Annotated in this window: 11 protein-coding genes; 6 read left to right on the top strand and 5 right to left on the bottom strand. The window is 60.4% G+C overall.

The genetic code is table 11. The features are described from left to right. Window positions 1-152: 152 nt before the first annotated feature. The 3 genes from KW849_RS12330 to KW849_RS12320 form a co-directional block, all read right to left on the bottom strand. Window positions 153-1,526, bottom strand: a complete 1,374-nt coding sequence (locus KW849_RS12330) for a DUF3999 domain-containing protein (protein WP_218429653.1) — start codon at window positions 1,524-1,526, stop codon at window positions 153-155. Further along, window positions 1,523-4,714 (bottom strand): DUF2339 domain-containing protein, encoded by a 3,192-nt coding sequence (locus KW849_RS12325; protein ID WP_218429652.1) that lies wholly within the window; start codon window positions 4,712-4,714, stop codon window positions 1,523-1,525. Before KW849_RS12325 ends, KW849_RS12330 begins: the two co-directional genes overlap by 4 nt. Window positions 4,715-4,862: 148 nt before the next feature. Then, window positions 4,863-7,313, bottom strand: a complete 2,451-nt coding sequence (locus KW849_RS12320) for a glycogen/starch/alpha-glucan phosphorylase (protein WP_218429651.1) — start codon at window positions 7,311-7,313, stop codon at window positions 4,863-4,865. A gap of 255 nt (window positions 7,314-7,568) precedes the next feature. Between KW849_RS12320 and KW849_RS12315 the strand changes: the two genes are divergently transcribed. Continuing rightward, window positions 7,569-8,006: a YkgJ family cysteine cluster protein gene (locus KW849_RS12315; protein WP_108216195.1), complete on the top strand. Its 438-nt coding sequence runs from the start codon at window positions 7,569-7,571 to the stop codon at window positions 8,004-8,006. Window positions 8,007-8,198: 192 nt separating this feature from the next. On the opposite strand, the gene typA is transcribed toward KW849_RS12315, so the two are convergent. Next, window positions 8,199-10,019: a translational GTPase TypA gene (typA, locus tag KW849_RS12310; RefSeq protein WP_046041316.1), complete on the bottom strand. Its 1,821-nt coding sequence runs from the start codon at window positions 10,017-10,019 to the stop codon at window positions 8,199-8,201. A 139-nt stretch (window positions 10,020-10,158) separates the two neighbouring features. Next, entirely contained in the window at window positions 10,159-11,613 is a 1,455-nt protein-coding gene (thiI, locus tag KW849_RS12305; RefSeq protein WP_218429650.1) for a tRNA uracil 4-sulfurtransferase ThiI, read from the bottom strand. A gap of 329 nt (window positions 11,614-11,942) precedes the next feature. Between thiI and glnA the strand changes: the two genes are divergently transcribed. From glnA to ntrC, 5 genes are all read left to right on the top strand, one after another. Then, a complete protein-coding gene (gene glnA / locus KW849_RS12300; RefSeq protein ID WP_218429649.1) occupies window positions 11,943-13,349 on the top strand; it encodes a glutamate--ammonia ligase in 1,407 nt (468 codons plus the stop codon). 298 nt (window positions 13,350-13,647) lie between these two features. Continuing rightward, a complete protein-coding gene (locus KW849_RS12295; protein WP_218429648.1) occupies window positions 13,648-14,163 on the top strand; it encodes a DUF4124 domain-containing protein in 516 nt (171 codons plus the stop codon). After that, window positions 14,160-14,780: a DUF4124 domain-containing protein gene (locus KW849_RS12290; protein WP_218429647.1), complete on the top strand. Its 621-nt coding sequence runs from the start codon at window positions 14,160-14,162 to the stop codon at window positions 14,778-14,780. The genes KW849_RS12295 and KW849_RS12290 overlap by 4 nt, the downstream gene beginning before the upstream one ends. A 230-nt stretch (window positions 14,781-15,010) precedes the next feature. Continuing rightward, a complete protein-coding gene (gene glnL / locus KW849_RS12285; RefSeq protein ID WP_057712404.1) occupies window positions 15,011-16,096 on the top strand; it encodes a nitrogen regulation protein NR(II) in 1,086 nt (361 codons plus the stop codon). Then, window positions 16,093-17,529, top strand: a complete 1,437-nt coding sequence (gene ntrC, locus KW849_RS12280) for a nitrogen regulation protein NR(I) (protein WP_108216190.1) — start codon at window positions 16,093-16,095, stop codon at window positions 17,527-17,529. The genes glnL and ntrC overlap by 4 nt, the downstream gene beginning before the upstream one ends. Window positions 17,530-17,687 lie beyond the last annotated feature (158 nt).

Genomic DNA, 17,687 nt, shown 5'->3' with positions numbered 1-17,687 from the left:
GAAATGGGCTGGGTGTGGGCCTGAGAACTGCAGTCATTTCGGCATTTTCAGTGACTGGGCGAACGCTTTCGCGAGCAGGCTCGCTCCTACAGGGGTACGCGTTCCAAATGTGGGAGCGAGCCTGCTCGCGATTGGGTGCGCAGCACCCACTATCAGGATTTGGCTGGTGGTTTGCGCAACAAACTGAATGCCATCGCCGCCAGGAACAAGACACTGAGCAACAACACTGCCCACAAGCCGAACTTCTTCCACTGGGTGTCCGTCGTCGCCAGCGTTTTCTCAGTCGATGCATTCGAGACCACCGCCCCGACCTCCACCATGGCCCGGCCCAGGGTCGCCAGCTTCGCCGGGCTGTAATCCGGAATCAGCGTCGACAGCGGCAAGTTCGCCGCCTTCGTCGTCGCATTCCCCACGACCAGCGTGTAAGGCCCCGGCCCGCGCGCCAGGAACACCAGTTGCGTGGCGCGCACGGCAAACTTCAGCGTCGGCGCCTGATCACCCAGGCCACCGCCGCGTTCGTCTACGGTCAGTTTCAATTGCTGGACGATTTGCCCTGACAACGGCAATTCGTTTTGCACCACGTCCTGACCGTTCTGGGTCAGGCGATAGAGCAAACCGCTGCCCAACGGCTGCCATGGCAGGCTGCTGTCGCGCCGACCGGCCAGGCTCACCGGCGCCAGGCTGCCGGGCTGGCTCAGCTCGACCTGCACTCGCTCGACATTCAGCCCCGTCGGCAACTGCCAGGTGTACTCACCCGCCTTCGTGCTGCTGCCGGCCAACGCCTGGGACCAGACCAACGGCAGCGGCAGGCTGCGGGGACTGGCGCTTTGCAGTTGCGCCGAAGTCAGCGTCGGTGCCGAATGCGGTGTAATCCACAGCAAACGCAGGTAGCGCGCCGACTGGCCCGGCAGGTTGACTTCATGCTGCTCGACCCGCTCGTCGGCAAAGGTCAGGCGCGCCACCTGCCCTTCGCCCCAGAACTGCCAATGCTGTAAATCGTCGCTGGCTTCGAGGGTGAAACGCTGGAAGCCGTCGCGCTCGCTGGTCCAGTCGAGAATCAATTGCTGCAACGGCGCCTTGATCGCGGAAGCGTCGAGCAACCAGCCGCGCAACTCCTCCTCACCCGGCTCCAGCTGACTGGAGGGCTGCACCTCGACCAAGGTGCCGTTGGCGCTCGATTGCACCCGTACGCTCGGCGCGCTTTCAGTGGCGTCCACCGAGTTGTACAGCGCAAACCTTTTCACCTCGTTCAAGGTGCGCGTTTCACTGCTCTGCGCCGACTCCCGGGCCAGGGCATAAGCCTGAACATCACCGACGGCGTTGAACACCCGCAGATCGCTCAGGTCGGCCTGGCGTGCATTCAGTTGTACGTTCAGGGGCAGTTCAAGGCGATACCAGGGGCCTTCGCCCGTCACCGACAAGGGCACTTGGGTGGTGAAGTCAGCCGGTTTTTCCTGGGCAACCGCCGAGAACACCACACCCATCGCAACAGCGCCCAGCCACCCCAGGTTCAGCTTCTGACTCAAGATGACACTCCTTCGGATTCCGCGAGCGGTTTCCCGGTATCCGGCACAGCGTCGGCGCGCTTGGGCGGCAGCGGGGCGAAATAGCCCACCACCAGCAGCAACACGCCGACTCCGATAAAGGACACGATCCGCGCCAGCCCGCCGCGATTGCTCAATTCGACAAAGAACAGCTTGGCCACGACCACGCCGATCAAGGCGGCGCCGATCAACCAGACTTCGCGGCGGCGACGCAAATGGCCGCCGATCATCAGGCTCAGGGCCATCAGGGTCCAGACGATGGACAGGCCGGCTTGCACCCGCATCGACGCCAACAACAGATCCAGCTCGAACGGCACCCCGCTCCAATGGTGCGCTGTGCGCATCACCAATGCAGTAAAGAACACGAACAGCGAGGCGCCGGTGACCCCTTGCGTGGCGATGGCGACGTAATCCTCGCGGACCGCCAGTTGTGTCATGGCACTGCGGGACCAGACATAGACGCCGAACAGCGCGAACAACAGGCCGAGCTCCAGCGGGTTGATCAGTGGCACGTAGGGCAGTGGCTCGGCATTGCCGTCACTGGCGACATTCGCCAGCCAGAACCAGCCGAGCATCAGCAACGCCAGCGGCGCGGCGGCGTATACACGGTATTCCCTCGAATATGCCGACACCGGCCAAGGCCACGCGCGAGGTGCCGCCATCGACACCAGATACAGACTTGGCAGGATCGCCCAGCCCAACCAGCGCCAGGCGTTGTATTGCTCGGACAACACCAGCAAGGCGTAACGCAGTTCCAGAGCCAGCACCCCCATCAACAGCCAACAGCCGAGCACATGGGCGACGCTCAGCACGCGCGCCGGCAGCATGGGTGCCAGACGCCGCAGGGACATGAAATGCACGACGAACACGGCGGCCCACGCCAGCCAGCCGACGTTGGCCGCCGGGTGGTAACGCGAGTGCCAGGCCGCCAGCAGCACCAACGCTGCAGCGGGAATCAACACCGTGCAGAGCACGCCCAGTGACGGCCAACTCAGGCGCTGTGCCAATGCCGTCCACAGTGCGACACTCACGGCAGCCATACTCAACAAAAAAGTCGCCTGCATCGGCAACGACGCGAAATGCAGCACCTCGATGACCCAGGCCAACGCCCACCAGCCTGCGCCCCACACCAGCAACGCCTGGGACAATCGCAACAGACTCAGCCCTTCGAACGCTCCGAGCGAATGACCAACCTGCAAACGCCAAGCCCCGACCATCGCGGCCAGCCCTAGCACCAGCGGCGCCCAGAACCCGCCATGGGCCAAGGGGATCACCCCTTCACTGAACTGCGGCCCCGTCGCCAGGAACAGCGCGCCAGCCAACAGTTGCACAGCGAGCGCGGTGAACACGAACGTGCGCGATGGCAGGTGCAAGCCAACCCACAACGTCAGCGCCCCGGCCAAGGCCCAACTGATCACAGTGCCGTGACTGAAGAAAAACAGCGGTGCCAGCAAATAGAGAAACGCCAGCCCGAGGCAAGCCAGGACTGGCAGGCCTATCAGCTCCCAAGGCCTGATCTGCTCCGGCAAGGCTTTGCGTAACAGGTAGAAGCTGAACAACAACGCGACACCCAACAACAGCGCGCCTAATGGCACACCGCCGAGCAGGCTGCTCTCGCTGCTGTGCAACTCGCTGAGAAACGCCAGCGCCGCCCCCAGTTGCAGGAGCAAGGCAAAGGCCCGGGCCAGGGGCCTTTGCTGACGCAGACCGAGCCAGAAGATCCCCGCGCCTTCCACCGCCCACGCCGCCGTCGTCCAGCGCGCATCGAGCCCCAGCGGAATCGCCAGGCTGGCGAAAATCACCCCCAAGGCCAGGCAGGTTTCCCCCAGCAACAGCGTGCGCCCGGCCATCAGCCAACGGGCGAGCCCCATGTAAATCATGCCCAGCGTCAAAGCACTGAACGCCGCAGCGAATTCCAGATGCTGCACCAGTGCGAACTGCAAGCCGAAACCCACCAGCGGCGGGCCAAACAGCAGCGTGCCGTCGACGTAGTCACCCTTGCGCGCCGACCACTGCAGCAGCGCTTCGCGATTGCCCTCTGCCGGTGCATCGCTCATCGCCATCAACTTGCGCCGGGCGTACAACAGACCAATGGCCAGGTACATCAGGAAAAACACAATCAGGAACGGCTCGGTGCTCCACAGCAACTCCGGCGAGTAGGAGCGCAGGCCCCAGGCGAAACCGATGCCGAAGGTGCCGGTGAATCCGATGACGTTCAACAGCCGCCAGGCCTTGAACCAGGCAATGGCGAGGATGCCGGCATTGAGCAGGGCAAAGTAACTGAACAGCGCGACGTGGCTGCCGGCGCCGGTGGAGGCCAGGATGGGCGCGGCGAAGCCACCCAGTGCGGCAGCGGCGGCCAGCCCCAGGGAGTCCTGGGTAATGGCGAGAATCGCCGAACAGATCGTCACCGCCACCAGCAGGCCAAACGCCGCCGAGGGATCGAGCAACGGATGCAGGCGCATCGCGGCAAACACGGTCAGGTACAACACGGCGATCCCGGCACCCTGCAGGATCAATGCGTAACTGCTGTTGCGCGCTCGCAACCACCAGCCCAATCCGAGCAACCCCAAGGCTGCCGCCGCAACGCCTGCGTAGCGCAACTCAAGCGGCACCACCACGCCTTCGGTGGCATAGCGCAGCAGAAAGGCCAGACCGAGGAACAGCAGCACCACACCGACACGCAAGACGGTATTGCCGCCGAACAACCAGGCACGGGCGCGGCTGATGGCGCGGTCGATGAGGTTCGGGCCATGCGGGGGGATAGTCGATTGTGCTTCGCGAGCGGTCGGCTCGGGTTTCCAGGCATCGGCGATTTCGCTGGCCGCTGCGGGGATTGGCTCGAGCTCGGGCGGTAGCTCCCAGATCAATTCCGGGGCTGCGACAGGTGTTTCATCAAGGAGGGCTTCAGGCGATACCAGCGGTTCACGGGTTTGCGGCGCCTTGACGCCTGATGCTTCAAGCACTGCCAGCCGTTGCTCGACCGCTTGCAGCGCAACCTGTGCCTGTTCCAGCAGTCGCTGCTGCTCGACTGCCCGAAAGTCCATTCGAGCCATGCGAACGGCCTGGCCGATACCCAATCCGAGTAATGCACCCAGCAGTGCATCACTGAATGACTCGTCGAGTATCCAGCCGAGCACCAGCCCGATCAGCATGAAAATCCATTGCATGGTCGATATCCCTAAGCGCAATCCCGAAAGATTAGCGTAACCAGCGGCCAAAAGATCGCAGCCTTCGGCAGCTCCTACGCGATCCTGTAGGAGCTGCCGAAAGCTGCGATCTTTTCCGGCGCGCCAGTATATCCACCTGCCTGAAGACTTACTCCAGCGCCTTCCAGATCTCCGTGGCGTACTCGCGAATGGTCCGGTCCGACGAGAACCAGCCCATCCGCGCCGTGTTCAACACCGCCGAACGCCACCACTGGTTCGAATCGTGCCAATGGGCTTCGACGCGCATCTGTGCGTTCCAGTACGAGTCGAAATCGGCGCAGACCAGGAAGCGGTCGTAATCCACCAACGAGTCGATCAGCCCGGTGTAACGGGACGGATCATCCGGCGAGAACACCCCACCACGAATCGCTTGCAGCACATCGTTGAGGCGATGGGAGGCGGCAATATCCGGTGCCGCATTGAACTCATGGTTCTGTTTGCGTGCCTCGACCTGCTGTGCGCTGAGACCAAAGATAAACATGTGCTCGGTGCCGATGCGCTCGCTCATTTCCACGTTGGCGCCGTCCAGGGTGCCGATGGTCAGCGCGCCGTTCAGGCCGAATTTCATGTTGCTGGTGCCTGACGCTTCGAAACCGGCGGTGGAGATCTGCTCGGACAAATCCGCCGCAGGGATGATGCTCTCCGCCAGGCTGACGTTGTAGTTGGGCAGGAACACCACTTTGAGCAAACCACGCACGGTCGGGTCGTTGTTCACCACCCGGGCGATGTCGTTGGTCAGTTTGATGATCAGTTTGGCCTGGTGATAACTCGCGGCGGCCTTGCCGGCGAAGATTTTCACCCGTGGTACCCAGTCGATTTCCGGTTCCGCGCGAATCGCCTGGTACAACGCCACGGTGTGCATCAGGTTGAGCAACTGGCGTTTGTATTCGTGGATTCGCTTGACCTGCACGTCGAACATCGCCGCCGGGTTGACCGCGACGCCCAGCCGCTCATGAATCAGGTACGCCAGGGCTTTCTTGCTGTGCAGGCGTTGCTCGGCAAACGCCTTGCGAAATGCATTTCTCTCGGCGAACGGTTCGAGGGCGAGCAAACGCTCTTCCGGGTTATCCAGCACTTTAGGCCCGAGGGCATCGACCAGCATCGAGGTCAGCTCGGGGTTGGCCTGGTACAGCCAGCGTCGGAAGGTAATACCGTTGGTCTTGTTGTTGATTCGCTCCGGGTACAGCTTGTGCAGTTCAGAGAACACCGTTTGGCGCATCAGTTGCGTGTGCAACGCGGACACACCGTTGATGCTGTGGGAACCGAGAAACGCCAGATTGCCCATGCGCACCCGACGACCGTTGTCTTCCTCGATCAGCGACACCGCACGCAGCACGTCGAAATCGTGGATGCCCTTGGCTCGCAGGGAGTCGATGTGCTGGGCGTTGATCAGGTAAATGATCTGCATGTGCCGCGGCAACATGCGTTCCATCAGGCCGACCGGCCAGGTTTCCAGCGCTTCTGGCAGCAATGTGTGGTTGGTGTAGGAGAGCGTATCGACGGTGACCTGCCACGCCGCATCCCACGCCACGTCATACACGTCGACCAGTTGCCGCATCAGTTCAGCCACCGCAATCGAGGGGTGAGTGTCGTTGAGCTGGATCGAAGCGTGATCGCCCAGGGTCAGCACCGAGGTGTGCATGTTGCGATGGCGGCGCAGCAAGTCCTGCAGGGACGCCGCGACGAAGAAGTATTCCTGGCGCAGTCGCAACTCCTGGCCGGCTTCGGTGCTGTCCGCCGGGTACAGCACCCGGGAGATACTTTCGGCCCGGGCCACTTCGGCCACGGCGCCCAAGTGGTCGCCGGCGTTGAAGCGCTCCAGGTGCAGTTCTTCCATGGCCCGGGCGCGCCACAGGCGCAGCGTGTTGACGCTCGCCCCGCGCCAGCCGACCACCGGCGTGTCGTAGGCAATGGCCCGCACGGTTTCCGCCGGATGCCAGACTTGCCTGGACTTGCCGTTTTCATCGGTCACGGTCTCGACACTGCCGCCAAAGCCGATCGGGTACACCACCTCCGGCCGCTCGAACTCCCACGGGTTGCCGAAATCCAGCCAGTGTTCGGTCTGCTCTTGCTGCCAGCCATCGACAATCGCCTGGCGGAACAACCCGTGCTCATAGCGGATGCCGTAGCCATGACCGGCGATGCCGAGGGTCGACATGCTTTCCAGGAAACACGCCGCCAGACGCCCGAGGCCGCCGTTGCCCAGGGCCGCATCGGGCTCCAGCAAGCGAATGCGCTCAAGGTCGACACCGAGTTCGGTCAGGGCTTCGCGGGCCACGTCGAGCAGGCCGAGGTTGCTCAGGCTGTCGAACAGCAGCCGACCGATGAGAAATTCCAGGGAGAGGTAATAAACGCGCTTCTGACCTTTGCGGTAGATCTGCCGCGTATGGTCCATCCAGTGCTCGACCATGTGGTCCCGCGCGGCCAGGGCAATGGCCTCGAACCAGTCATGGTCGAAGGCGTGATCCGGGTCTTTACCCACTGCATAAGTGAGTTTGGTCAAGACGGCGTCGCGGAATGCGGCCACCTCTGCTTCGCGAACAAGTGGTTCTTGAGTCATCGATAGGACCTCGAGCGAGCTTGAAGTTGTCTGAGCCTAGACGGTCTGACAGGCGGTAGAGGCTCTTGTTCGGCAGTTTTTCCAGTTAGTGCGAATCGGGTTGGCAATACATTGTCGTGTACCTGATTCAATGCAGGGGTTGTGCCGGATTAACGGCTTATTGGCCGGCAGTGAAAAAATCTGGCGAAAGGTTGTTCAAAAATCCACCAGTCCCGGTATTATCGCGCGCCCTGATGCACACGCTGGTAACAAACGATGATGAAGCCGAACCTGATCGCTGCCGCAGAGATCGACCGCCTCGATACCTGGGCCAAGTACTCTGCCCCGATGTGCGGCTCGTGCATGTCCAGTTGCTGCACCCTGCCCGTCGAAGTCAAGATCAAGGATCTGATCCGCATCGGCGTGGTCGATGAGTTCGAGCTGGGCGATCCACCGAAGAACATCGCCAAACGCCTGCAAAAGGAAGGTTTGGTCGAGCGCTTCAACCAGAAGTCAGGAATCTTCACCCTCCAACGCATGAGCAACAATGATTGCCTGTATCTGGATCGTAAGAGCCGTCTGTGCACTATTTATGAAAAGCGCCCGGATACCTGCCGCAACCACCCGAAAATCGGCCCGCGGCCGGGGTATTGTGCGTACAAGCCGAAGGAAGTGGAACGCGAGCGTAGTTCGCGGAGTATCGAGCGGTTCTGATCCGTATTGCATCATCTGTGGCGAGGGAGCTTGCTCCCGCTGGGTTGCGAAGCGACCCCAAGATTTTACGACTGCTGCGCAGTCGAGCGGGAGCAAGCTCCCTCGCCACAAGGTCTCGCACAAATCGCAGACAAACAAAAACGCCCCCGGCCTTTCGACCGGGGGCGTTTTTTTGTCAGCTAACTAAATGACTTAGTTACCGGACTTCTTGGCAGCGCGGGTACGCTCGCTTTCGCCCAGGATCTTCTTGCGAAGACGGATGGACTTAGGCGTGACTTCACACAGCTCGTCTTCTTGTACGAATTCCAGAGCTTGCTCCAGAGTGAAGCGTACAGGCGGAACCAGAGCGATGGTTTCGTCTTTACCCGAAGCACGCATGTTGTCGAGCTTCTTGCCTTTGGTTGGGTTAACACCCAGGTCGTTGTCGCGGCTGTTCAGACCAACGATTTGACCTTCATAGATGTCCTGGCCGTGTTCGATGAACAGCTTGCCACGCGACTGCAGGGTTTCCAGCGAGTAGGTCAGTGCCTTACCGGTAGCAACCGATACCAGCACGCCGTTCTGACGGCCGGACATGTCACCGGACTTCATGGTGTCGTAACGGTCGAAGATCGAGGTCAGGATGCCTGCACCGGAGGTCAGGGTCAGGAACTCGTTACGGAAACCGATCAGACCACGGGCCGGGATGTTGTACTCAAGGCGCACACGGCCCTTGCCATCCGGAACCATGTTGGTCAGGTCGCCTTTACGGATACCGATCTGTTCCATGATCGCGCCCTGGGATTCTTCCGGCAGGTCGATGGTCACGTTTTCGTACGGTTCGTGCTTGACGCCATCAACCATACGGATGATCACTTCCGGACGACCAACACCCATTTCGAAGCCTTCGCGACGCATGGTTTCGATCAGTACCGAGAGGTGCAGCTCACCACGGCCGGAGACTTTGAACTTGTCGGCGGTGTCGCCTTCTTCAACGCGCAGAGCAACGTTGAACAGCAGTTCCTTGTCCAGACGTTCCTTGATGTTACGGCTGGTCACGAACTTGCCTTCTTTACCGCAGAAAGGCGAGTCGTTTACCTGGAAGGTCATGGAAACGGTTGGTTCGTCAACGGTCAGCGGCTTCATCGCTTCGACGTTCAGTGGGTCGCACAGGGTGTCGGAGATGAACAGCTGGTCGAAGCCACTGATGCAGACGATGTCGCCAGCCAAAGCTTCTTCAACGTCAATGCGGTGCAGGCCGTGGTGACCCATCAGCTTCAGGATACGACCGTTGCGCTTCTTGCCGTCAGCGTCGATAGCCACAACCGGGGTGTTCGGCTTGACGCGACCACGGGCGATACGGCCAACGCCGATCACACCCAGGAAGCTGTTGTAGTCCAGTGCGGAGATCTGCATCTGGAACGGACCGTCACGGTCGACTTTCGGTGCTGGTACGTTGTCGACGATCGACTGGTACAGCGGGGTCATGTCTTCAGCCATTTCGGTGTGGTCCAGACCGGCAATACCGTTCAGGGCCGAGGCGTAGACGACTTTGAAGTCCAGCTGTTCTTCGGTGGCACCCAGGTTGTCGAACAAGTCGAAGATCTGGTCCAGAACCCAGTCCGGACGCGCGCCTGGACGGTCAACCTTGTTGATCACCACGATTGGACGCAGGCCGGCTTCGAAAGCCTTCTTGGTCACGAAACGGGTTTGCGGCATAGGGCCGTCTTGAGCGTCAACCAGCAGCAGAACGGAGTCGACCATCGACATTACGCGTTCAACTTCGCCGCCGAAGTCGGCGTGGCCCGGGGTGTCCACGATGTTGATGTGGTAGCCGTTCCAGTTGATGGCGGTGTTTTTCGCCAGAATGGTAATGCCGCGCTCTTTTTCCTGGTCGTTGGAGTCCATCACGCGCTCGTCGTTGAGCTCGTTGCGCTCCAGGGTGCCGGATTGACGCAGGAGTTTGTCTACCAGGGTGGTCTTACCATGGTCAACGTGGGCAATGATGGCGATGTTGCGTAGATTTTCGATCACTTGTGTATCTCGATCAGAGGATTCGGTGTGCTGACAAGTCTTGGCAGCGATTAACAGTAGCGTCCGTGAAAGCCGTTACAGCTTGACGGTGGCATCGGGGGGCCGGTGACGCAGGCCACAGGCAAACAGCCCCGGGCACTTAGCTCGGTCGATAAACGCGCACATTGGCATGCCCCTCACTGAGCAAATGGTGGGCATGCAGGCGACTCATCACGCCTTTGTCGCAATACAGCAGGTACTGGCGAGTAGGGTCCAGTTCCTTGAAACGAGCGTTCACTGCATAAAACGGCATCGTTTGTACCTCGATGCCAGCGAGTTCCAGCGGGTCGTCTTCAGCGGCATCCGGGTGGCGGATGTCGATGACGATCTGACCGGCCAGCGCTTCGCTGACTTCTTCAATCTGCAAGTCCTGGCCCAATTCGTCGATCACGCGATCGATCGGCACCAGCTTGGCGTTTTCGAGCGCACGCTCGAGTACCGCCATATCGAATTCTTTCTCTTCATGCTCGACGCGATAGCGCTTGGCCGCGGTCTTCGGATTGACCGAGATGACGCCGCAGTATTCCGGCATGTGCCGGGCGAAATCGGCGGTACCGATTTCGTTGGCCAGGTCGATGATGTCCTGCTTGTGGCTGGCGATCAGCGGACGCAAGACCAGCTTGTCGGTCACACAGTCGATCACGCTCAGGTTCGGCAACGTCTGGCTCGAAACCTGGGAGATCGCCTCACCGGTGACCAGTGCGTCGATGTGCAATCGATCGGCAATTTGGGACGCAGCGCGCAACATCATACGCTTCAATACTACGCCCATATGACTGTTATCGACTTTGCCGAGAATTTCGCCCAAAACTTCTTCGAACGGCACACTGACAAATAGCACGCGTTGCGAGCTGCCGTACTTCTTCCAGATGAAATGCGCGACTTCCATGACGCCCAGTTCGTGGGCACGTCCGCCCAGATTGAAGAAACAGAAGTGTGCCATCAGCCCACGGCGCATGATCTGGTAGGCCGCCACGGTGGAATCGAAGCCGCCGGACATCAGCACCAGCGTCTGCTCCAGGGCGCCCAGCGGATATCCGCCGATGCCGTTGTGCTGGCTGTGGATCACGAACAACCGTTGGTCGCGAACTTCGATGCGGACTTCGATTTCCGGCGTTTTCAGGTCGATCCCGGCGGCGCCGCACTCGCGACGCAGCTTGCTGCCGACGTATTTTTCGACGTCCATCGAGCTGAACGGGTGCTTGCCCGCCCGCTTGCAGCGCACCGAGAAAATCTTCCCGGCCAGCGCATCGCCGTAGTGGTGTTTGCACTTTTCGGTGATGTCGTCGAAGTCGCCCAGCGGGTACTCGTCGATCTGCAGAAAGTGCGCGATGCCCGGCATGCAGGTCAGGCGCTCACCCATCTCTTTCAAGGCTTTGGGGTCGGTGACACGGGTTTCCAGCTCGAGATTGTCCCACACGCCGCTCACCACCACGGCCGGGTCCAGATCGCGGAGCACGGCGCGGATGTTTTTGGCCAACTGGCGGATAAATTTCGTCCGGACAGGTCGACTCTTGATGGTGATCTCGGGGAAGACTTTTACGATTAATTTCATGGAAACAGCGCGCGCAGGGCCTGCCGAAAAAGGGGGGCGCGGATTATAGCGGAAATTGCTCAAGGTTTAACCAGTTAATGTGTAGAAGGTTTTTCGCGCACCAAAACAGGTCACTTATTGGATTTGACGCCACATTACAGGGCGATATTTTCTGCTTTAAAGCGTAAAACAGCCTCACAAGCGTGAATTTGGGGCAAAAAACCCATGCTGGGGCACTGGCATGCAATTTGCTCCCTTGTGAGGCAGGTTGCCTTGGCAGAGTATTCGCGCCGGCATCACCCACATTATAAGGGCATCCATTACTAGCCCGAAGCCACCCGGAGGACACTATGTCGAAGTCGGTTCAACTCATCAAAGATCATGACGTCAAGTGGATTGATCTGCGCTTCACGGACACCAAAGGCACTCAGCACCACGTGACCATGCCGGCTCGCGATGCGCTGGATGACGACTTCTTCGAAGTCGGCAAAATGTTCGACGGTTCCTCCATCGCTGGCTGGAAAGGCATCGAAGCTTCCGACATGATCCTGATGCCGGACGACTCCACCGCTGTTCTGGATCCGTTCACCGAAGAACCGACCCTGATCCTGGTCTGCGACATCATCGAGCCTTCGAGCATGCAAGGCTACGATCGCGACCCACGTGCGATCGCCAAGCGCGCCGAAGAGCACCTGAAAGCCACCGCTATCGGTGACACCGTATACGCCGGTCCAGAGCCAGAGTTCTTCATCTTCGACCAGGTGAAGTTCAAGTCCGACATTTCCGGCTCCATGTTCAAGATCTACTCTGAGCAAGGTTCGTGGATGTCCGACCAGGACATCGAAGGCGGCAACAAAGGCCACCGTCCAGGCGTCAAAGGCGGCTACTTCCCGGTTCCGCCGTTCGACCACGACCACGAAATCCGTACCTCCATGTGCAACGCACTGGAAGAAATGGGCCTGACCGTCGAAGTTCACCACCACGAAGTGGCAACTGCCGGCCAGAACGAAATCGGCGTCAAGTTCAACACCCTGGTGAAGAAAGCCGACGAAACCCAAACCCTGAAATACGTTGTGCACAACGTAGCCGATGCCTACGGCCGTACCGCTACCTTCATGCCTAAGCCGCTGTACGGCGACAACGGTTCGGGTATGCACGTACACATGTCCATCTGGAAAGATGGCAAGAACACCTTCGCAGGCGACGGCTATGCCGGCCTGTCCGACACCGCTCTGTACTTCATCGGCGGCATCATCAAGCACGGTAAGGCCCTGAACGGCTTCACCAACCCGGCGACCAACTCCTACAAGCGTCTGGTTCCAGGCTTCGAAGCCCCAGTGATGCTGGCCTACTCGGCTCGCAACCGTTCCGCTTCGATCCGCATTCCTTACGTGTCGAGCCCGAAAGCCCGCCGTATCGAAGCGCGCTTCCCGGATCCGGCTGCCAACCCGTACCTGTGCTTCGCCGCACTGTTGATGGCTGGCCTGGACGGCATCCAGAACAAGATCCACCCTGGCGACGCTGCTGACAAAAACCTGTACGACCTGCCGCCTGAAGAGGCCAAAGAGATCCCACAAGTTTGCGGCAGCCTGAAAGAAGCCCTGGAAGAGCTGGACAAAGGTCGTGCGTTCCTGACCAAAGGCGGCGTTTTCAGCGACGACTTCATCGACGCTTACATCGCCCTGAAAAGCGAAGAAGAAATCAAGGTACGTACCTTCGTACACCCACTGGAATACGAGCTGTACTACAGCTGCTGATCCGGTAGCGCCTGCGCAAGCGGCGTGACAAAAAGAGAGGCCTCCTTCGGGAGGCCTTTTTTATGAGCTCAATTCAACGACCGACAAAGAACCCTGTGGGAGCGGGCTTGCCCGCGAAGGCGTCGGTACATCCAATATCTCTTTCTCAGACAGACCGCTTTCGCGAGCAAGCCCGCTCCCACAATGAATTACTGCGTTCTATAGAGATTGATAATTCATACCCAAATGTTAACGCGCTGGGCCAATCGACAGCCCTGCCCTATGCTGCAACCCAACGTTTTCGTTTCCGGTCGATTCCATGGGTCGCGGTTCTCTCTTCATCCTGCTGCTGATCGTTCTGCCCGCCACGGCGCAGATCTACAAGTACACGGACGCCAACGGCGCCACCGCGTACAGCAATCAACCGCCTGACGGCATCAGCGCCCATCCGGTCGACCTGCCGCCCCTCAACAGCGTCGAGCGCCAGCCTCCCGGCGAAGCCGCACCTACTGCCGAAGCCGCTCGCAATGAACCGCCCCACAAGGCCTACGAAGTACTGGAGCTGACCGGCCTGCCCACCACCGAAGCCCTGCGCGCCAACAACGGAACGTTCACCATAACGGTACTGATCAAGCCGCGCCTGCAAGGTCCCCACCTGCTGCACCTGCTACTGGACGGTCAGCCCTACGGCCAGCCAGGCAACGTGCCGACCCTGCAACTGGTGAACATCGATCGCGGCGAACACCGCCTTGCCGTACAAGTGATCGATGGCGAAAACGTTGTGCAGCAGAGCCCTGCGGTGACATTCACCGTACAGCGGGTGCACAAGCCTTGAAGGCCTGGCTACTGATCGCCTGCCTGATCGCCCTGCCCGCCTCGGCAGAGGTCTTCATGTATATCGACGCTCAGGGCAATCGGGTTTTCACCGACCAGCCCAAACCCGGCGACGCCAGGCGCGTACCGCTGGCAACGACCAATCGAACGGCAGCCAACCCCGCCAGCGCAGCGCCGTTGCTTGCCCGGAGCAGCCCTGAAGTACAAGCGCTGTTCCACTATGAAGTACTGCGCATCCTGATCCCGGAACCCGACGCCACCATCCGCAGCAACACCGGCAAAGTCATCGTCAGCGCCACCAACGAACCGGCCCTGCACCCCGGTCACCGCTACCGGTTGCTGCTCGACGGCCAGCCCATCGCCGAACCCGGCCTGAGCCCGGTGTTCGCCTTGAGCAACATCGATCGCGGCAGCCATACCCTGTCCGTGGAAATCCTCGACGAACAGGGGCGCATCGTCGAACGCAGCGCCAGCCAGCCTTTCCACATGCAACGCACGTCTCTCGCCCAGAAGCGCAGGATCAAACCCTGCACTCTCGAAGACTACGGCCAGCGGCCGGAATGCCCGCTCAACAACAAACCCGGCGAAGAAAAAAATCCTTTCCTGAGACTTTTCTAACCTCGTTCAGGTTTGCGCACTATATTGGTGCAATTGCTTGCACCGTACTCACATTCCAACCCATTTTGGTTCGAAAGTACCCGCGAAAGCTGGCAAAGCGCCACGCAAACGAGCGTCAAACGCCCGTTTCAGGCGCTGAACGCTTCTTTTCGGAGCCTTGGTTTGGTTTTTGCATTTTGCCCGTACCAGCGCTTTTTTCTTGCGCATGCTCTGCCCTAAAAGAGGTCCCGATGACCATTAGCGACGCACTCCACCGCTTGCTACTCGACAACCTCACCACTGCCACCATCCTGCTCGACGCCGAACTGCGCCTCGAGTACATGAACCCGGCGGCGGAGATGCTGCTGGCCATCAGCGGTCAACGCAGCCATGGGCAGTTCATCAGTGAGTTGTTTACCGAGTCGACCGAAGCGCTGAATTCGTTGCGCCAGGCCGTCGAACAAGCGCACCCGTTCACCAAACGCGAAGCCATGCTCACCGCCCTCACCGGCCAGACCCTGACCGTCGACTACGCGGTAACGCCAATCCTGAGCAACGGCGACACGATGCTGCTGCTCGAAGTCCACCCGCGTGACCGCTTGCTGCGGATCACCAAGGAAGAAGCACAGCTTTCCAAGCAGGAAACCAGCAAGATGCTGGTCCGCGGCCTGGCCCATGAAATCAAGAACCCGCTGGGCGGGATTCGCGGCGCGGCACAATTGCTGGCCCGGGAACTGCCGGAAGAAAGCCTGCGCGACTACACCAACGTCATCATCGAAGAAGCCGACCGCCTGCGTAACCTGGTGGACCGCATGCTCGGCTCCAACAAGTTGCCGTCGCTGGCCATGTGCAATGTCCACGAAGTGCTTGAGCGTGTCTGCCATCTGGTGGAGGCCGAAAGCCAGGGCTGCATCACCTTGGTGCGCGACTACGACCCAAGCATCCCCGACGTGTTGATCGACCGCGAGCAAATGATTCAGGCCGTGCTGAACATCGTGCGCAACGCCATGCAGGCCATCAGCAGCCAGAACGAACTGCGCCTGGGCCGCATCAGCCTGCGCACCCGCGCCATGCGCCAGTTCACCATCGGCCACGTGCGTCATCGCCTGGTGACCAAGATCGAGATCATCGACAACGGTCCGGGCATCCCTGCAGAACTTCAGGAAACCATTTTCTTCCCCATGGTCAGCGGACGTCCGGACGGTACCGGACTGGGCCTGGCCATTACCCAGAACATCATCAGCCAGCACCAGGGCTTGATCGAATGTGACAGCCACCCCGGCCACACCACCTTCTCGATCTTTCTGCCACTGGAACAAGGAGCCACATCGACATGAGCCGTAGTGAAACCGTGTGGATCGTCGATGACGACCGTTCTATCCGTTGGGTCCTGGAAAAAGCCCTGCAGCAGGAAGGCATGACTACGCAAAGCTTCGACAGCGCCGATGGTGTGATGAGCCGCCTGGCGCGCCAGCAGCCGGACGTGATCATTTCCGACATCCGCATGCCCGGCGCCAGCGGCCTGGAGCTTCTGGCGCGGATTCGCGAGCAGCACCCACGACTGCCGGTCATCATCATGACCGCTCACTCCGATCTGGACAGCGCTGTCGCGTCCTATCAGGGCGGCGCTTTCGAGTACCTGCCCAAGCCGTTCGACGTCGACGAGGCGGTTTCCCTGGTCAAGCGCGCCAACCAGCACGCCCAGGAACAACAAGGCCTGGAAGTCGCCCCGACCCTGACCCGCACCCCGGAAATCATCGGCGAAGCGCCGGCGATGCAGGAAGTGTTTCGCGCTATCGGGCGCTTGAGCCACTCCAACATCACCGTACTGATCAACGGCGAATCGGGTACCGGTAAAGAGCTGGTGGCCCACGCCCTGCACCGTCACAGCCCGCGGGCAGCGTCGCCGTTCATCGCGCTGAACATGGCGGCGATCCCCAAAGACCTCATGGAATCCGAACTGTTCGGCCACGAGAAAGGCGCGTTCACCGGCGCGGCCAACCTGCGTCGCGGACGCTTCGAACAGGCTGACGGCGGCACGCTGTTCCTCGATGAAATCGGCGACATGCCGGCTGACACCCAGACCCGCTTGCTTCGCGTACTGGCTGATGGCGAGTTTTACCGCGTCGGCGGTCATGTGCCGGTGAAGGTCGATGTGCGCATCATCGCTGCGACTCACCAGAATCTGGAAACCCTGGTGCATGCCGGAAAATTCCGTGAGGACTTGTTCCATCGCCTCAACGTGATCCGCATCCACATCCCGCGCCTGTCGGACCGTCGCGAAGACATCCCGACCCTGGCCAAGCACTTCCTCAGCCGCGCAGCCCAAGAGCTGGCCGTCGAGCCAAAGCTCCTGAAAAGCGAAACCGAGGAATACCTGAAGAACCTGCCGTGGCCCGGCAACGTACGGCAGCTGGAGAACACCTGCCGCTGGATCACGGTGATGGCTTCAGGTCGCGAAGTGCATATCGGCGACCTGCCGCCGGAGCTGCTGAGCCTGCCGCAGGATTCGGCGCCCGTGACCAACTGGGAACAGGCCCTGCGCCAGTGGGCCGACCAGGCGCTGGCCCGCGGTCAGTCGAGCCTGCTCGACAGCGCCGTGCCGGCCTTCGAGCGGATCATGATTGAGACCGCGCTCAAACACACAGCCGGCCGCCGTCGCGATGCCGCCGTGTTGCTGGGCTGGGGGCGCAACACCTTGACCCGCAAGATCAAGGAACTGGGGATGAAGGTGGATGGTGGGGATGATGATGAGGGGGATGAGGGTTAAGTAATTCCTCGTCATTGGAGGACCCCTTCGCGGGCAAGCCCGCTCCTACAGGATTACATTTGACCTGTAGGAGCGGGCTTGCCCGCGAAGCTTTTTGGGCTCTTGTGCACCGACTGAATGCACCGTGAACCGCAATCGCGCACAAAAACAGCGTCGAA

Origin of the sequence: Pseudomonas sp. PDM26 (assembly GCF_019219185.1) — a bacterium.
GTDB lineage: Bacteria > Pseudomonadota > Gammaproteobacteria > Pseudomonadales > Pseudomonadaceae > Aquipseudomonas.
This window is presented reverse-complemented; position numbering and strand designations above follow the sequence as displayed.